The organism is Paenisporosarcina sp. HGH0030 (genome assembly GCF_000411295.1).
GTDB lineage: Bacteria > Bacillota > Bacilli > Bacillales_A > Planococcaceae > Paenisporosarcina.
In genome coordinates this window covers 1,973,425-1,989,747 of the sequence record NZ_KE150421.1, presented here as the reverse complement: position 1 = coordinate 1,989,747, position 16,323 = coordinate 1,973,425, and the positions used below count along the sequence as shown (strand labels likewise).

The 16,323-nt window shown below is 37.5% G+C and carries 17 protein-coding genes; 9 read left to right on the top strand and 8 right to left on the bottom strand.

Going from position 1 to position 16,323, the window contains the following annotated elements:
• Positions 1-19: 19 nt before the first annotated feature.
• Entirely contained in the window at positions 20-1,003 is a 984-nt protein-coding gene (locus tag HMPREF1210_RS09540; protein ID WP_016428457.1) for an aldo/keto reductase, read from the bottom strand.
• Between the two features lie 201 nt (positions 1,004-1,204).
• On the opposite strand from HMPREF1210_RS09540, the gene HMPREF1210_RS09535 reads away from it, so the two are divergent.
• Positions 1,205-1,900: a class I SAM-dependent methyltransferase gene (locus HMPREF1210_RS09535; RefSeq protein ID WP_016428456.1), complete on the top strand. Its 696-nt coding sequence runs from the start codon at positions 1,205-1,207 to the stop codon at positions 1,898-1,900.
• Between the two features lie 160 nt (positions 1,901-2,060).
• Here the strand turns inward: HMPREF1210_RS09535 and HMPREF1210_RS09530 are convergent, their stop codons facing one another.
• Entirely contained in the window at positions 2,061-2,588 is a 528-nt protein-coding gene (locus HMPREF1210_RS09530; protein ID WP_016428455.1) for a hypothetical protein, read from the bottom strand.
• A 202-nt stretch (positions 2,589-2,790) separates the two neighbouring features.
• Between HMPREF1210_RS09530 and HMPREF1210_RS09525 the strand changes: the two genes are divergently transcribed.
• Positions 2,791-3,633 carry a DUF1206 domain-containing protein gene (locus HMPREF1210_RS09525; RefSeq protein ID WP_016428454.1) on the top strand — a complete coding sequence of 281 codons (843 nt, stop codon included), beginning with the start codon at positions 2,791-2,793 and terminating at the stop codon, positions 3,631-3,633.
• Positions 3,634-3,647: 14 nt separating this feature from the next.
• On the opposite strand, the gene HMPREF1210_RS09520 is transcribed toward HMPREF1210_RS09525, so the two are convergent.
• A complete protein-coding gene (locus HMPREF1210_RS09520; protein ID WP_016428453.1) occupies positions 3,648-4,103 on the bottom strand; it encodes a methylated-DNA--[protein]-cysteine S-methyltransferase in 456 nt (151 codons plus the stop codon).
• 201 nt (positions 4,104-4,304) lie between these two features.
• Here HMPREF1210_RS09520 and HMPREF1210_RS09515 point away from each other — a divergent pair, with 201 nt between their 5' ends.
• The 4 genes from HMPREF1210_RS09515 (at position 4,305) to HMPREF1210_RS09500 (ending at position 8,341) form a co-directional block, all read left to right on the top strand.
• The gene (locus HMPREF1210_RS09515) at positions 4,305-4,847 is read left to right on the top strand and encodes a bifunctional transcriptional activator/DNA repair enzyme AdaA (protein WP_016428452.1); all 543 of its coding nucleotides are present in this window, start codon (positions 4,305-4,307) and stop codon (positions 4,845-4,847) included.
• Between the two features lie 17 nt (positions 4,848-4,864).
• Positions 4,865-5,749 carry a DMT family transporter gene (locus tag HMPREF1210_RS09510; RefSeq protein ID WP_016428451.1) on the top strand — a complete coding sequence of 295 codons (885 nt, stop codon included), beginning with the start codon at positions 4,865-4,867 and terminating at the stop codon, positions 5,747-5,749.
• Between the two features lie 198 nt (positions 5,750-5,947).
• Complete coding sequence (gene dacB / locus HMPREF1210_RS09505) at positions 5,948-7,438, top strand: D-alanyl-D-alanine carboxypeptidase/D-alanyl-D-alanine-endopeptidase (RefSeq protein WP_016428450.1); 1,491 nt, start codon at positions 5,948-5,950, stop codon at positions 7,436-7,438.
• A 72-nt stretch (positions 7,439-7,510) separates the two neighbouring features.
• Positions 7,511-8,341: a GNAT family N-acetyltransferase gene (locus HMPREF1210_RS09500; protein ID WP_016428449.1), complete on the top strand. Its 831-nt coding sequence runs from the start codon at positions 7,511-7,513 to the stop codon at positions 8,339-8,341.
• A 63-nt stretch (positions 8,342-8,404) separates the two neighbouring features.
• Here the strand turns inward: HMPREF1210_RS09500 and HMPREF1210_RS09495 are convergent, their stop codons facing one another.
• Entirely contained in the window at positions 8,405-8,977 is a 573-nt protein-coding gene (locus tag HMPREF1210_RS09495; RefSeq protein ID WP_016428448.1) for an N-acetyltransferase, read from the bottom strand.
• 398 nt (positions 8,978-9,375) lie between these two features.
• Between HMPREF1210_RS09495 and HMPREF1210_RS09490 the strand changes: the two genes are divergently transcribed.
• A complete protein-coding gene (locus HMPREF1210_RS09490; protein ID WP_016428446.1) occupies positions 9,376-10,464 on the top strand; it encodes an AI-2E family transporter in 1,089 nt (362 codons plus the stop codon).
• A 51-nt stretch (positions 10,465-10,515) separates the two neighbouring features.
• Here the strand turns inward: HMPREF1210_RS09490 and HMPREF1210_RS09485 are convergent, their stop codons facing one another.
• From HMPREF1210_RS09485 to HMPREF1210_RS09475, 3 genes are all read right to left on the bottom strand, one after another.
• The gene (locus tag HMPREF1210_RS09485) at positions 10,516-10,743 is read right to left on the bottom strand and encodes a hypothetical protein (protein WP_016428445.1); all 228 of its coding nucleotides are present in this window, start codon (positions 10,741-10,743) and stop codon (positions 10,516-10,518) included.
• Positions 10,744-10,766: 23 nt separating this feature from the next.
• Positions 10,767-11,072, bottom strand: coding sequence for a DUF3243 domain-containing protein (locus HMPREF1210_RS09480; protein ID WP_016428444.1), 306 nt, complete (start codon positions 11,070-11,072; stop codon positions 10,767-10,769).
• 93 nt (positions 11,073-11,165) lie between these two features.
• Positions 11,166-11,927: a hypothetical protein gene (locus HMPREF1210_RS09475; protein WP_016428443.1), complete on the bottom strand. Its 762-nt coding sequence runs from the start codon at positions 11,925-11,927 to the stop codon at positions 11,166-11,168.
• 557 nt (positions 11,928-12,484) lie between these two features.
• On the opposite strand from HMPREF1210_RS09475, the gene HMPREF1210_RS09470 reads away from it, so the two are divergent.
• Positions 12,485-13,711: an ATP-binding protein gene (locus HMPREF1210_RS09470; RefSeq protein ID WP_016428442.1), complete on the top strand. Its 1,227-nt coding sequence runs from the start codon at positions 12,485-12,487 to the stop codon at positions 13,709-13,711.
• A gap of 310 nt (positions 13,712-14,021) precedes the next feature.
• On the top strand, positions 14,022-15,578 hold the full coding sequence (locus tag HMPREF1210_RS09465) for a sensor domain-containing diguanylate cyclase (protein WP_016428441.1): 1,557 nt from the start codon (positions 14,022-14,024) through the stop codon (positions 15,576-15,578).
• A 130-nt stretch (positions 15,579-15,708) separates the two neighbouring features.
• Here HMPREF1210_RS09465 and HMPREF1210_RS09460 read toward each other — a convergent pair whose 3' ends face one another.
• Complete coding sequence (locus tag HMPREF1210_RS09460; RefSeq protein ID WP_016428440.1) at positions 15,709-16,296, bottom strand: hypothetical protein; 588 nt, start codon at positions 16,294-16,296, stop codon at positions 15,709-15,711.
• Between the last annotated feature and the right edge of the window lie 27 nt (positions 16,297-16,323).

Genomic DNA, 16,323 nt, shown 5'->3' with positions numbered 1-16,323 from the left:
CGAAATATAATTACTCCTGTTATTTTTGAAGAAATTTCCAGGAAGCGCGTGAAATTTCTTCGAGTTCTCCCGCATCGAGTTTAAACGTTAATGCACCGACATTATCTTGTGCGTGATGAACTTTAGTGGCACCGGGAATCGCAAAAACCGTTTCTCCATGATAATGGATAGTCCAGTTCAAAGCTACTTGGCTGGCACTGACATTGTATTTTTCGCCAATGGCATCCAGTAAAGTTATGAGTGGTTTAGATTCTGCCAATCCTATTTCCTTGAATTTGCGTTGAAATCTACGAGGTCCTTTGGCATCGTGAATCAATGCAGGATTATCATGAAATTTCCCAGTTAGTATTCCTTGCTCAAGTGGCGAGTAAGCAATGATGGAAATGCCTAATTCCTTCGCGCGATCCAGAACTCCGTTTTCCTCCATACGTCGGTCCAGTAAACTGTATTTCACTTGATTCGAAGCCAGTGTCAGTCCGTTTTCACTAAGAATCCGGTGGGAATTGACCATTGCAGAAGCGTTGAAATTACTAACGCCGATATGGTTAATATGACCAGCTTTTACTAGCTCAATCATGGCCTGCATTTGCTTTTCAACAGATGAGAGTGAATAGGGTTGATGAATTTGGTACAAGTCGATCCTGCGATTTTGAAGAGCCTCTTTACGATTATTAATCGTTTTCGGAATGGAACCTGCTGTTCGAAGCATAGGCCACCATTTAGTCGCAATTCGAGCTTCTTCAGGGCTTGCACCTATATTTTCAAGCGCTTTCGCTAAAATTCTTTCGGACTCACCGCCACCATATACTTCAGCAGTGTCAAACCAATTGATGCCGCCATCCAATGACGTTTTAATGATGTTTTCCGTAAGTTCATCATCCAGTGCTCCCCAAAATCTGCCAACGACACCTGATCCTTTACTGAATTGCCAAGTCCCTAGTCCAAGGGGGGACAGGTGTAAATCTGTTTGGCCCAGAGTCCGCTTTATCATAGTATTTTCCATATATATCAGCCTCCAAAAGGGCATATGATTTATTAGTTCCAGCTCCAAGCACCAGTGTCTGGCTAGAAAGAAGCTTTTCGCTTTTATTGTAAAAGTGTACCATTTAGTCTCTTAAGATAGCGAATATGTAGCGGTTTGAAAGTTTCAATGAACTGTCCCATAATAGAAGGTAATAAATGATTAATTAATGGGGGAAACACTATGAAAGATGATTTGGAATTTGATCTGGAAATGGCAAGAGAATACGATAAAGGCATTCGCCGTGCTCTACCAACTTACGATGCATTGTTCCGGATGGTTCAGTCATTCCTTCGTGCGAATGTAAACGACTCCGCAAAAGTGTTGGTCATTGGAGCTGGCGGAGGAAATGAAATCGTGACCTTTGGAACAGCAAATCCTACGTGGACTTTCGCCGGAGTAGACCCTTCAGAAGCTATGCTTGAAGTCGCTATGCAAAAAGCGAAAAACGCAGGAATCGAAGATCGAGTGTCCATACATACAGGGATAGTTGAACAAATCGAATTTAATGAAACATTTGATGCTGCCACATGTTTGCTTGTCCTCCATTTCGTTGAAACAGTTGAAGAAAAACTGAGTTTATTGAAAACAGTAAGAGAAAGATTGCAACCGGGAGCTCCATTTGTACTCGTATCGATGTTTGGTGATCAATCGAATCCAGAATTCGATGAGCGGATGAATTTATGGAAATCGATTTGGCTCGATTTAACTGATTTAACACAAGAAGATGTGGAGGCGATGGAAGAGTCGGTTCGTGAACTGTCATTCATACCTGCAACTCAGATTGAAGAACTCTTACAACAAGCTGGTTTCGAGCGGGTAACACAATTCTTTTCGACCACTCTATTTGGTGGCTGGATTGCGCATGCAGCAAAATAAAAGACAGGGCAGAGGCCCTGTCTTTTGCTATTCAATCATGTAATTCAATTCTATCAGGAGGAAATTAATGGGCGAAACCGAATAAAACTTTGCTCATGCCGATTAAACTGAAGTTGATGCCGAATAAATCTTTATCCATGCCAAATAAACCGTAACGCAATTATTCAATCAGAGCTTCAAAATAGAAATTTGCTTTTTTGGAGAGTTTTAAAGGATCCAATTCGTTGAAATTAATATTCTTTAAGTTCTTTCTCTCGAACACCATATTGAAAATAGTCATGTTATCAATCGGATTACCTTCTAAATTCTTCATCTGATTTCCATCTTCATCTAAAGCCGGGACAGCAACGATAAAGTCAACTTCTGTCACTTCCGATTGTCTCTTTATATCCTGTAGTACACTAGCACAACTTGAGAGGATTTCGGCTTTAAAGTCTGCATAGATGTCATCTTCATAAATATAGGTCAATGCGATGACTTTCATTTTGCCAGTTGTCTCATCGAACTCCAGAACTTCTACAGCGTCTTCAGGAAATTCATGGCGATGACCGAAATTTTCTATGAGAGAATTTGCGATGCTTTTTTCCAATTCACTCCTTGGATGAGTTGATTCTTTTTTATTCACATCATCTGAACAACCAGAAATCAAAAAAGTTAACATACATACAACAGTTAATAATTTCTTCAAATGTTACGTCTCCTTATAATCGATTCCAGAAAAGTATAATAGATTGCACCAAATATTAGTATATACTTCTAAAATTCTTATAGTTTCCCTTTATGCCCAGTAATCACTTCTAATTTAATTAAAACGCCTCTGTTGTAAGGTTTCCAATCTCACTCAAAAGGGAACTTCAGTTGTAAGAGTAAATGTAGAGGAAGTGATCGTGATGAACACATCAACAGCACATGCGAAAGATAAAATGAGAGAAGTAAAACCTTGGGTACGGAGATTCGGGCGATTCGGCTATATGACAAAAGGTGTTGTTTACGGGATGATTGGAATCCTGGCGGCACTTGCTGCTTTCGGACCTGGAGGAGATACAACCGGAACTTCGGGTGCATTGCAATCCATTGCAGAAATGCAATTTGGAGATTTTGTTTTATGGGTCATTGGCATCGGCTTAATTGGTTATATCATGTGGGATTTCATAAAAGCTTTTAAAGATCCTGAAAACGAAGGAAATGATGCAAAAGGGCTGATTAAGCGGACCGGCTATTTTATCAGTGGGATTATTTATGCGAATTTAGCTTTTGGAGCAATTAAACTGGCAAGTCACACTGGAAACGCTGAAGGTGGAGGCGAAAAGACGATTTCAGCCAAATTGATGGAGCAGCCCTTTGGGGAATGGATAGTCGGTTTAGTGGGAGTTATCATCATTGGTTATGGACTTTATGAGCTCTATAGTGGAGTCAAAGAAAAGTTTATGGATAAATTCAAAACATATGAAATGAATGAAAAAGAACGTAAAATAGCACGACTTTCAGGAAAAATCGGATTGAACGCACGTGGAGTGGTACTGAGTATGGTAGGTTTCTTCTTTATCCGTACTGCCTATACGAATAACCCAGAAGAATCCAAAGGTTTGGGTGGGGCATTAGCGGAACTTGCCAGACAACCATTTGGCCAGTTGATTCTTGCTATGGTTGCTGTAGGTCTGATTTTATACGGTATTTATCAAATCATACGTGGACGCTATCAGCATATGAACTTTGGCTATCACGGTAAATAAGAGATAAGAACCGTTCACTTTTGTGAATGGTTCTTTTCATGTTCAAGTAACCATTCTTTTCGCCATGTTTCCCACGCAAATCCAGACAGAGATCCATTTTTTCCGACCACTCGATGACAAGGCACGATGAGGGCTAATTTATTTTTCCCGATAGCCGACCCAACTGCCCGAACTGCTTTTTGTCTATTAATTTGGTGAGCAATCTCGGAGTAGCTGCTTCGTTTACCATATGGGATGTGGATGAGCTCATTCCATACTTCACTTTGAAAAATGGTGCCGTTCAACGATGGAATCGTAAAGTGTGTAAGATGACCTTTGAAATAAGAGTCAATCTCATGAAGGAAATGTTTGACGATTTCATTTTCATGGGAATGCTTTTGTTCTTCTACGAACAATACAGATATAAGATCTTCCTGTGTTGCTATTACTTCAATGAGTCCAATTGGTGAATTCAAATAGCCTCTATACATATGAACACCCCCCTAGTCCTATTATAAATAACTTCAGTTCTGTATGCTTTTCAATTGTTGGCATTCAATTTTCAGGCAGAAGTATTGTGTTACTATAAAGAAAAAAGTTTTGATAAACGATTCTGTTGTTTATCGTACAGTTTGGTGCATGTTCAGCATGAGCCGACAAGTATGAAAGCCACATAAAAGGGGGCATTGGCCATGAAAGAATTTGAATGGATAGCCATCAGAAACAATGATAATCGCTTTGATGGTCAGTTCTTTTATGGGGTTTCGACAACACTTATTTTTTGTCGGCCATCATGCCCTTCCAAGTTGCCACTTCGTCAGCACGTCTCCATTTTTTTATCACAGTGTGCAGCCTTGGAGGCTGGGTATCGTCCATGTAAACGATGTTGTCCAGATGATGTGGCATTTGTTCAGCCGCGTTCACAAATTGTCAATCAAACCATCGAAATAATTGAAACACAATTAGCAGAACCTCTTACATTGAAAAAATTGGCTGAGCAACTGTTTGTTTCTCCAACCTATTTACAGAAAGTATTTTCGAAAGAAATGAACGTATCACCAACACGTTATTTAATGAAAGCAAGAATGGATCTAGCAAAACAGCAACTCCTAACGACTGATTTGCAAGTAAGCGATATTGCTCAATCTGTCGGTTATCTGAATGCCGCCCATTTCTCAACAGCTTTCCATAAATACACCAATCAGTCACCAACACATTATCGAACGAAAGTTTAGTAAAGGAAGTACTTCTTATGCGCGTATACATAGCATTAATTGCCCTAAGTCTGATTTGGGGTTTATCATTCGTATTCATTTCAATTCTTAGCGAGCCTGCAGGCGTATGGGGTACGGTTTTTCTTCGTTGTACAGCTGGTGCATTGCTATTGCTTCCATTACTTTGGTTGAAACGAAAAGAAATTATTAAGCCTGTTCCTTGGAAAGCATTAGTAGTGGTCGGAGTAGTAAACGCAGGTTTGCCTTGGGGATTAATTGCACTCAGTCAAACTCAAATCAACAGTAGCTTGGCTGCGGTACTCAATGCATTCACACCCATATTTACTGGATTAATCGGCTTATTGTTTTTCGGTTCTATTTTACTTAAACAGCAATGGATTGGCATTGCACTTGGATTTGTAGGGATTTTAATTATTATGGACTTTGACGTTTCACTATTGTTTGGAGAAAGTTTTGTCGGGATAGGTACGATGATTCTGGCAACCATGTGCTATGGATTTTCTTCTCATTATGTTCGTAAGCATTTAAAAGACGCCGGTATCATTTTCATCACGACCTGCACGTTGATAGTGGGAGCGGTTGTAGGCGGATTGATGATGTTGTTTACTAACGCCAATCAATTACAAACACTCTCACTACATCTAAACGGTGAAATCGTATTTGCCGTCATTGGGCTTGGATTTTTCGGTTCAGGCATTGCCCATTTATTGTTCTTTTACATCATGAAAGAACGGAGCGCGGAATTTGCAACGTCGGTTACGTATTTAATTCCGATTTCCGCTATTTTTTGGGGCTATTTTTTATTACAGGATCCGATTTCTGTTCATATGATAGTTGGATTGGTTGTCATACTGTGTGGAGTGTACTTAACCACACGTCCAAAACTCACTTTTCTGAAGTGAGTTTTTTTAGTATGACGAAAGAAGTGAAAATCTCCAGTTTGTTTACATAACTTTCATTCAGTCCACATATATAGAAATAGACATTCGACAGAGCTCATGTGAGAAAAGAACGTTTTTTACACTCACCCTAAAAATTACATAATATTCAAATTATTTTATGATATGCTCTCTCCAATACTATTTTTAGGAGGAACGAAGTTGAAAGTGAAAAAGTATATTCTAACTCTTTTTATAGTGATGCTCGCTTTTTATCCATTTACGGATGGAACCAAACAACAAACGGCTATTGCAACAGATGAATATGCCCAATTAGGAATCAGCATTAATAAAATTCTTCAGGACGAACGTCTCGACGGTGCCACGACAGGTGTGAGTATTAGGAAAGCCAACTCAGGAGAACTTATTTATGCCCATTTTGGTGAAACGAGGTTGCATCCGGCATCGAATATGAAACTTCTCACAGGAGCAGCTGCTCTCGAAACACTCGGAGAAAATTATAGGTTCTCTACGGAAGTGTTGAGTGATGGCACTGTAAAAGCGGGAATGTTGTCGGGAGATTTGTACTTGAAAGGTAAAGGAGATCCTACGTTGTTAAAGCAGGACTTCGACATATTTGCCAAGGATCTTGCAGCTCGTGGTATTAAGAAGATAAATGGAAACTTGATTGGTGACGATACCTGGTATGACGATGTCCGTTTGTCGCAGGATATTACTTGGACGGATGAATCCTATTATTACGCTGCACAAGTATCAGCACTAACGGCATCTCCGAATGCAGATTATGATGCAGGTACAGTAATTGTGGAAGCACATCCAAATTCAATTGTCGGTGAACCAGCAAAGATTAAAGTATTGCCTGAAACTGATCTGGTAAACATCATCAATCGTTCTAAAACGGTTCCTGCCGGAGAAGTGAAAGACATAACAATTGAACGGCAACATGGATCGAACAATATCATTATTGAGGGAACAGTCCCAGCGGGCGGCACTGTCACCCGTGAATGGATTGCGATTTGGGAGCCTTCCTATTATGCGTTGGACTTGTTCAAGACATCTTTGGAGGAACAAGGTATTAAATTTGTCGGAAAGCACAAAATCACGTTAGGCAAAACGCCTAGTGATGCTCAACTGCTGACTTTTAAAAACTCAATGGCACTGAAAGAACTATTCATTCCTTTCATGAAACTTAGCAATAACGGACACGCTGAAGTATTGGCAAAGGAAATGGGCAAAGTGGTTTACGGGGAAGGAAGCTGGGAGAAGGGACTTCAGGTGATAGAAGAGAATTCAGAGGAAATGGGTTTGAATATGGAAACAATCATGATCCGCGATGCTTCGGGCATGTCTCACGTTAATTTGATTCCTTCCAATGAAGTAACAAATCTTCTTGTGGCTGTACAAAATGAGCCATGGTACAACACATTCTTATCTTCATTGCCAGTTGCAGGGATAAGTGACCGTTTTACCGGAGGAACTTTACGCAATCGAATGAAAACTGAACCTACTGTCGGAAATGTGAAAGCAAAAACAGGTACATTGACCGCCGTATCTGCCTTATCTGGATATGCCACCACAAAAGATGGTGAGTTGCTGACATTCTCCGTTCTTATTAATAATGATTTGGCAGCTGTGACGCCAATTGAAGACCAAATTGCCACAGCGATTGCAAGCTATACAAAACCTAAATAATCAGTAGCTTCCCGCTCTAAAATGTGGGAAGCTATTTTTATGTGGAAATAATCAGAATAGAAGGAGAAAAATATGTTAACGACAAAACAATTGCAAGACATTGAGACTCTTCAAAAAGAATGTGAAGCTCATGATGGGATACAACTGAAATTGAACTGGGAAATGCTAAGGACCCGTGATTTGGAGGAACGTGACTTTCTTTATTATGAAGAAAATGAACTAGTTGCATTTTTAGGGATTTACGCTTTTGGTTCAACTGCGGAAGTATGCGGTATGGTAAAGCCAAGCGAACGCCGGAAAGGTCATTTTAATCGTTTGTTTCTGATGGCAATGGAAAAAGCAAAACAACAGAAATTCAAGAAAATTTTGCTCAACGCACCAGCTGGATCTCAGGAAGCGAAGGCCTTTTTGAATAAACATGACGCCGTTCCTGCATTTTCCGAACACCAAATGGAGTGGCAGGAAAGACCTCTTAATGAAGTAGAGGGTGTGACTTTACGAGAGGCAAAGCATGAAGATCTGGACATGAGAATTCGTTTGGACGTCGAGGCGTTCGGTGTACTAGAGGAAGATGCTAAAGCGATGGAAAGCAGAATAGAAAGCGATGAAGATACCGATATGTTAATGATCGAAGTGGACACTCAAACAATCGGAAAGATTCGTATTAAGCGTGAAGACGGGCAAGCATGGATATATGGTTTTTCCATTCTTCCTGATTTCCAGGGGAAAGGTACAGGTCGAAAAGTGCTCCAAAAAGTCGTCAAAAAACAAAGTATGCAAGGCCATTCCGTGTATCTGGAAGTGGAAACAAAAAATGCTCATGCCTTGAATTTATATGAATCCGTGGGTTTTAAAGTAGTGCATGCCCAAGATTACTATCTATACAAAAATGAAAACGACTAAGTCAGCCGTTTCCGCAAAAAAGACGAAAGGACCGGAATGAACGGCTCTTTCGTCTGTACTGTATTAATAAGATTCAAGCATATTTGGTTTTTTGTCTGTCTTAAAGACGAGTACCTCGCTGGAAGGGTCGTATGAATCACCATAAAACTGCTCATCTTTAAAGGTATGGATATTTTCATAAGTCCACTTCATTGCGTTATAAATTTCTTCTTCATCCTGATCGGTAGGTGACCAATAGAGTATTTCAAGAACGGTATTTTCGCCGGTGGCTAAAGATCGACGAGTATAACCAATGCGGGATGCATGTTTGAAGTCTTCCCGGGCGTAAAATTTAAGGCGTTTTTCGGTATCCGTATCTTCATAATTTACAGGTTCGACTTCAAGGAGAATTGCTTTGTTCTTTTCTTTTAATTTGTTCAGAAGTTTGCGACCTAATCCTTCACCGCGGGCTTCTTTCGACACAAAAAGATAATCCACAAATACAAAGTTTTCAAACTCAACGTACATGAGCACGTGTTTTGGACCTTCATCTTTTATATAAACATTACCTTTTTCAGTCAGTAATGTCTCCATATGTTCTTTTGATTTCATTTCTTCGACTGGAAAATATTGATTTAACTTTTCATACCAATTCATCTAAACTTTCTCCTCCCAAAATTATCTTTTGCCTGGAGTTTTTGTTTTGTTGCGCGAAAATAAGAGGAACAAAGTAGGCGAGAAAATCCTCGGTATTATGTTTACCCAAACCTCACAACTCTAAACATGTTTAATGAATAAAAGCCTAAACTAAGTGTTTCATCTTCACATATTTGAAAGTTCTCCGGTGAAGTTCTTTGATTGATAAACGACAGTAACAAAATAAAACTCATCGCCATTATCGGATCCCGGTAGGAGAAGGGGACCCATATGATGTCGAAGTTCCTCGTAATATTCCATTAGAAACGTCCTCACTTAACCATTTTCAAGTATGTATACCCGTTATTACCAAAAATAACTTATAATAAGAAAAACAAACATTATAGGACGTGAATGTATTGACGAAAAAGCTTTGGTTTCAAGTTGGGGTCGGGATTTTGCTGGCTTTACTTATTATACGAATGTTTATTGAAGTTAAAGGGATATTTTCGCCGCTTGTCATTATAGGGCAAACCATATTTTTACCTTTATTGCTTGGAGGGGTTTTATTCTATTTAACGAGACCTCTGCTAAATTTTTTAGAGTCAAAAGGCTGGCCGAGATGGACAAGCATTCTAGCTATCTTTATCGCGATTGGATTTTTCCTTTGGTTGTTCTCATTCATGATTGGTCCGGCAGTTACAAAGCAAGTGAATTCATTAGTTGAAGATGCACCAAAAATTACTAAAGATGTTCAAACCATGGTTGATTATGCACTTGATCAAAAAAATCGTTTACCTGATTCGATAAAAGAATCAATTGATAATCAGTCTTCAAAATTGAATGACTTTGCACAAAGATTCGGTGTTGGGCTAATCACATTTATTCAAAGCATGTTCCAAGGGTTATTTTTATTGGTATTGATACCGTTTTTCCTTGTTTATTTATTGAAAGATCACGAGAAGTTCGCACCATTTGTTGCCAATTTCTTTAGTGGGGAACGGAAAACATGGATTCGTAAAACATTGGTCGATATTGATATCACACTGAAATCCTATATTCAGGGACAACTATTTGTAAGTTTTGCAGTTGGTATGATGTTGTTGATTGGATACTTAATCATTGGACTAGATTATGCACTCATTCTCGCTATTTTCGGGATGTTTATGAATGTCATTCCTTTCCTAGGTCCTTATATTTCTGTCATTCCTGCTCTTATTATAGGTTTCATTCAAGAACCACAAATGGCTATTTATGTAGCGATTATTATGCTGATTGCACAACAGATTGAAAGTAATTTAATTTCACCGAATGTCATGGGAAGAGCTCTAGATATTCACCCTTTGACCGTTATTACAGTCATTTTGGCTGCAGGAAATATTGCCGGGTTATGGGGGATTATTCTTGCGATTCCAACTTATGCAGTGATTAAGACGATTTTGAAAAATGCTTATGCAAGACGCGCGGAAATCAAAGAAGCTGCAACATCAACAGTCGAAGAAGAATGATGATAGAAATGTGAAAAGCCGGATTCTCCAAAAGGAGAGTCCGGCTTTCGCTTATTCTGGATAACGTTCTTCACTTGAAGAAGTATCTTTTGAATGTCGTTTATTTTCTTCATCTTTTACTTTTTCATTTAATTCTTCAACAGGTACAGCATCCACGGTTTGCATGTCTTCATGCATATCGAAGAGGCTTTCCTTGTCAGTTTCTACTACATCTGGATTGTCTAATTTACGAACTTTTTGATTTTTACGTTCTTTATCGTCAAAAGGTTTGTTCGTCATACGAATCCACACCTTTCAAATGCTTATTTTCTCACCATATTAACTAACATGTGAGCCAAAGCATGTTGCTGATCTTTATCGCCAGACTTCCATAATTCTTGTAACAAATTTTCTTCGCTGTTACGAGGCTCTTCATTATTTGCTAAATAGCCTGCTACTTTTTCAGCAGTCTTTGCTAATTGCTCTTCGCCAAGACCTAATTTTTCACCCATTGCTACTTTATCGCCTAAATAAGATTTAAAGGTTGAAAAATTCGCTAAGATTTCTTCTTTTTTTTCTGAACTTACATTATTTAATTCCTCTTGAACTTTACCTTGAATGTTTTCCATGTCATTGACACGCTCCTTTTCATCTTCTTAATGTTAGGTTTATCCTATTTAGTCATTGCTAAAACATCCCAATGTTCAAATGGGTATTTTTAACTATTGAAGAGGACAGAAACCGCATTTTTGCAATCCCGGAACATCTTTGGAGAAACAACATGTAGTTCGTACAGGAGAATTCAAAAGCTGTGCTGGCTCAAGGTCTTTTAAGTAGGCTTTAAATAATGAATGATTTGCGATTCCTTCCCAAACGTTTGATGATTTTAAGATCTCCAAATCAATGCGAGCTTGCTTTTCAGTCGCAGCATTTCCAAGAAGAACAGAGTAGTGCCATAGTAAAAATCCAAAAACGTTTTCCCACAATGTCAAAGGAGAGACAGAAGAGTGCTTTCGAATTTCTAGGATCAATGAATAAGTTTGTTCCTTCAATATTTTCTGTATGAGAGCTTCACGAGGAAGGTTCTCTACATCCATAAAGTCTTTCTTATCGATATACATACTGATACCCTTATTTCCATATTCAACATTAGCAGCAAACATCAAATCTTCATGTTGTCCCAACCATAATTCATCGTAAGTAGCCAGCATGACAAATTGTGTCGATATAAACATCCCATAGCGACGCATAAGGTAAGAAGCAGCAACCGTTTTGTTGCTAATACCCGTGATTGTTTGTACTACTGCCAGGAAATCAATGTCTTCCATTTGTTTACGTGTAAACAGTGGGTGAGCAGGAGGAATGATGTAAGTGCTATACATATTTAATTGTCGGATTTGATCGTTCGTTAAAGTAGTCATAAATGTAGTATACAAAAAATTAACCGGTAAAGTGTTGACATATTGAGTGATAATGATTATCATTATCGTATACCAAAGACAATCTTTCTGAAAATTAGGGAAGAAGCCATGTCAGCGACTTTTCTCCAAATCGATGCTGATCATAAAAACACATTCTTAACCCCCCTCATCGTTAAGTTGTGTTAGTCAAGACTATGAATCCATGCACTTGTGCATGGATTTTTTTTTAGCGTAGAATCCAAGCGATAATATTATTAAGTGGAGGCTTTTGTTCTTCAACTAACTGACCAGTGACAATAGTAGTCTTTCTTTAATATTACTGGGGTAGTTATATTAAATATGAAAATACGTGTTAGTTGAAAAAGGATATTTTTTGAAGTTGCTTATCTACATAGCACAGAATAAATAATGAAATAAATACCTGCATTTCACATATTGTATATGCAATTTTCAAAGGAAAAGAGGAGTTTTAATGTTAAAATGTCGAATTAAATAGTAGTAGCTTTTAGTAAGAGTGGAATATCGTGGAAAAAGATATAGATAAAGAAATATATCGTCAAATCGTTGAATAAATAATTTACAATAATTGTTTGCAAATATACTTATTTAAGAGGGATAAAATGAATAATTCGGGTCAAATTATTTTGGTGTTAATTTCAATAACATTTACTACCTTTCAAAAGATTGTGAATTATGAGGGTTTTTTTACGATAGACTTTTTTATATTTACTTTTATTGCTTGGCTTGTTGGAAGGCAATATGATAAAGCTCGTTACTATGAAAAACAGGCACGGTCTAGTGGGGAAAGCTATAAAAGGTTGATTGATTCATTGCCTGAATCAGTTATTATCCATCAGGATAATAGGATTGTTTATGTAAATAAAGCCACTGTTTGCATGTTTGGAGCTTCCAATATGGGAGACATAATCGGAAAATCCATACATGACTTTTTTGAGCCCGAGTACACAGAGCGTATTCACGAACGAGTAAAACAGGCAATGAAACAGAAACTTCCGTTAAACAGTATAGAACACAGAATGAAACGTTTTGATGGATCGATGTTCTTTTTTGAAGTTTCTTCATTGTATATCGTTTTTGGTGAAAAAGAGGCAATCCTTTCAATTGGAAAGGATATCACTATAAGAAAAGCACAGAACGAACAGCAACTCCAAAAGTCAGAAAAACTGGCTATGTTGGGTCAAATGGCAGCAGGTATAGCCCATGAAGTCCGTAATCCCCTAACATCCATCAAAGGATTTATATATCTATTGAAGTCCAATGAGCTCAAAGATGAATATTTTGATATTGTAGAATCAGAGCTTGAACGGATAAATTCAATCGTAGGTGAATTCATGGTTCTCGCCAAACCAAGCGTAGCAACTTTTCTAGAACAAGACATTACGATATTGATAAAAGAAATAGTAACCTTAATTAATACCCAGTCAATATTGAACAATGTTCAAATTTTTGTTGAGTTTGAAAGTGATTTGCCAATGGTGAGTTGCGATAAAAATCAGTTAAAGCAGGTTTTTCTAAACCTTCTTAAAAATTCAATCGAAGCCATGCCTCAGGGGGGAAGTATTGAGGTTAAGGTTAAGAAAAAAGAAGAAGATAAAATTTCTATTCAAATTATTGATGAAGGTATCGGAATTCCAACAGAACGATTGCCAACACTGGGAGAGCCATTTTATACAACAAAGGAAAAGGGTACTGGTCTTGGACTAATGACCTGTTATAAGATAATCGAAAGTCATAACGGTAAATTAACAATTGAAAGTAAATTAAATGAGGGAACAACGATAGAAATAATGTTACCTACTATCACCCAATCGTTATTGAAAGCATAACTAGCTAATACGAATTGTGACATAAGAAACTTTATAAAACAGCACAGTTAATTAACTGTGCTGTTTTGTTTTGCAGTAATCATAAAACATTACGTAACTCATTTATTATCTTTCAGAATGTCCAATAATGAGGTGATAATTAATAGACTATTCACATTGACCCTTAATGGATATAAAAGGAACGAAAGAGTTCCGAATTACCTGTCGAAGTTTTCTGATAATATACATTTTTATGGTTTATAACCAATCAATTCCTAAATAGTGTAATATATGAATGAATTAATGGACTAAATCAATTGGAGAAAAAAATATGAAACCAAAAATGCTGAGTGTTAAATTTCTAATTTTAACACTGTTGGGCTTTGCCATGATTGGTACTTTAGCAGGAAGTATTATTTCAGGAGTAGTAGTAAGTAAAAATAACCTTGAGAAGAATTACTTAATAGAAAATCAATTTTATGCAGAAAAGTTAGCTGATACAACGAATTCACTTTTTAGTACTATGTTAAAAAGTCTAACATTGGAATCTCAAGATAGTGAATATTTACATACAGATTCTACCGCAATAAATAAAGAATTAACGCATTTTTTAGATTCTACTACTTTTTTTAATTCTACGTTATTTGTTGATTCAAAAGGAAAGGTCGTTGCCTCAGCACCAGAAGTAAACTTGAAGGGTATACAATTGAACACGCCGGGTGCAAAAGAAGCTTTAATACAAAAAGTACCCTTAATATCACAGCCTTACATAAGTGTGACAGGAAGAATGATATTGCTTATTTCAGTGCCCGTCTTTGACGATAATGGTTCATACTTAGGGTTTCTTGCTGGAACCATATATTTACATGAGGACAATAGCCTGAAAAAAGTACTTGGTCAACATCCAAAACATCAAAATGATTCGTATGTATATGTAGTTGATTCTCATGGCGATATTATCTATCACCCCGATCCTATTAGAATTGGAGAAAATGCAATAGAGAACAAAATCATTCAGAAAGTGTTAAAAGGAGAAAATGGAGCTCAAGAGATTCTCGATACTAAAGGGATACCTATGTTAGCGGCATATGCAAGCTCTGCAAACAATTGGGGAATTATATCGCAAACACCTAAAAAAGCAATTTTAGAACCAACAATAGAAATGGCTAAGCAAGTGTGTTTAATCGCTATTCCATTTATGATTTTTGTTTTTCTAATGTCTCTTGTCATGTTGAAGAAAATTGTGGACCCGATAAGAAATTTATCCTTCTATGCCCAACAGATTACAGTAGATTCTTCGGTACCGAAACCTCTCATTCCAGACTGGTATTTTGAATTAAAAGAATTGGAACGTGCTATTTTAATAGCTGTTGAATTTTATGAAAAAAAAATCATCAATGTTGAGAGTGAATCTAACCTGGACCCATTGACAGGTTACTATAATCGTCGTTCGTTAGAAGAGAAAGTTAATTCGTTAGAAATGTATTCGATTATCCTCCTTGATATTGACCTTTTTAAAACCGTGAACGATCAATACGGACATCAAGTGGGAGATGAAGTATTAAAATATCTTTCCACGTTAGTAAAAAATGAGACAAGGGAAAGCGATATGTGTTTCCGCATGGGTGGAGAGGAATTTTTGATTGTTCTTCCAGAAACCGATATTGGGACGGCTAATATGATTGCAGAACGAATTAGAAAAAAAACTGAAAACACCATAAGCCCATCTGGAAAACCAATCACTGTTTCAATGGGGATAGGAAATTCCTCAGAGACCGCAAATCATTTTTCCCAGTTACTTCACGCTACAGATAAAGCATTATATCAAGCAAAACAACAAGGGAGAAATAGAACAGTCATTGCAAATCCAATTAAAATAGAGAATTGATAGTTTACTCAAGGGAAGATTGGCTAAAAGCGAGTGCTAATCATATTCAAAGCTGATATAAGGCATATTAAAAGAGCCCAATTCGGATGCGAATTGGGCTCGATTTGTATGCTTAATTTAGTTATTTGTACTATTCTTTACCATTTTTTGCTTTTGCAGCTTTTTCAGATGCATCAGCCTTTTTCTCTTCAGCTTTAGCTAGAGCGGCAGTCTTTTTCTCTTCAGCTTTAGCTAGAGCAGCTGTAGCTTTTTCATTTAATTCCTTCTCTTCATCAACTTCAGTATCAGGAGCTTCAACTACAGGAACATCACTTTCAGGAGCGTCAGTTGCAGGAACTTCAGCTTCTGGAGTTTCAGGAAGTTCCGCTTCTGGAGCTTCTGGAGTTTCAGGAAGTTCTACTTCAGGAACTTCAGGTGTTTCAGCATTTTTCTCAGCCCATTTAGCTAATGCTTTATCAATGTTTTTTTGCAATGCAGCTTTTGCTGTTGGATTACTAATTTTCTCAATGTTTTTAGATAGTGCAAAAATATTGTTGGCAGTATAACCAGTTGGAACTAATGAAGCAATTTCTAAATCTTCAGCTGTAACAGTAGTGTCTTGAGAAACTTCTAAACTAGAATCTACTTTTTCAGTTTCGTTGGCCCAAACTTGCCCAGCAGAAGTTGTAATAAGTCCTGCAGCTAATATAGCAGCGCTTGCTTTTTTCCAATTTTTCATTTTCTTCACCTCTTAATAAATTTGCAT

Excerpts from the sequence above, each read along its gene's own strand:
- HMPREF1210_RS09535 (WP_016428456.1), top strand. The coding sequence starts at position 1,205 with ATGAAAGATGATTTGGAATTTGATCTGGAAATGGCAAGAGAATACGAT.
- HMPREF1210_RS09520 (WP_016428453.1), bottom strand. The coding sequence starts at position 4,103 with ATGTATAGAGGCTATTTGAATTCACCAATTGGACTCATTGAAGTAATA.
- HMPREF1210_RS09485 (WP_016428445.1), bottom strand. The coding sequence starts at position 10,743 with ATGACGAACAAACCTTTTGACGATAAAGAACGTAAAAATCAAAAAGTT.
- HMPREF1210_RS09460 (WP_016428440.1), bottom strand. The coding sequence starts at position 16,296 with ATGAAAAATTGGAAAAAAGCAAGCGCTGCTATATTAGCTGCAGGACTT.
- HMPREF1210_RS09475 (WP_016428443.1), bottom strand. The coding sequence starts at position 11,927 with ATGATAATCATTATCACTCAATATGTCAACACTTTACCGGTTAATTTT.
- HMPREF1210_RS09515 (WP_016428452.1), top strand. The coding sequence starts at position 4,305 with ATGAAAGAATTTGAATGGATAGCCATCAGAAACAATGATAATCGCTTT.
- HMPREF1210_RS09540 (WP_016428457.1), bottom strand. The coding sequence starts at position 1,003 with ATGGAAAATACTATGATAAAGCGGACTCTGGGCCAAACAGATTTACAC.
- HMPREF1210_RS09465 (WP_016428441.1), top strand. The coding sequence starts at position 14,022 with ATGAAACCAAAAATGCTGAGTGTTAAATTTCTAATTTTAACACTGTTG.
- HMPREF1210_RS09495 (WP_016428448.1), bottom strand. The coding sequence starts at position 8,977 with ATGAATTGGTATGAAAAGTTAAATCAATATTTTCCAGTCGAAGAAATG.
- HMPREF1210_RS09510 (WP_016428451.1), top strand. The coding sequence starts at position 4,865 with ATGCGCGTATACATAGCATTAATTGCCCTAAGTCTGATTTGGGGTTTA.
- HMPREF1210_RS09525 (WP_016428454.1), top strand. The coding sequence starts at position 2,791 with ATGAACACATCAACAGCACATGCGAAAGATAAAATGAGAGAAGTAAAA.
- HMPREF1210_RS09480 (WP_016428444.1), bottom strand. The coding sequence starts at position 11,072 with ATGGAAAACATTCAAGGTAAAGTTCAAGAGGAATTAAATAATGTAAGT.
- HMPREF1210_RS09470 (WP_016428442.1), top strand. The coding sequence starts at position 12,485 with ATGAATAATTCGGGTCAAATTATTTTGGTGTTAATTTCAATAACATTT.
- HMPREF1210_RS09500 (WP_016428449.1), top strand. The coding sequence starts at position 7,511 with ATGTTAACGACAAAACAATTGCAAGACATTGAGACTCTTCAAAAAGAA.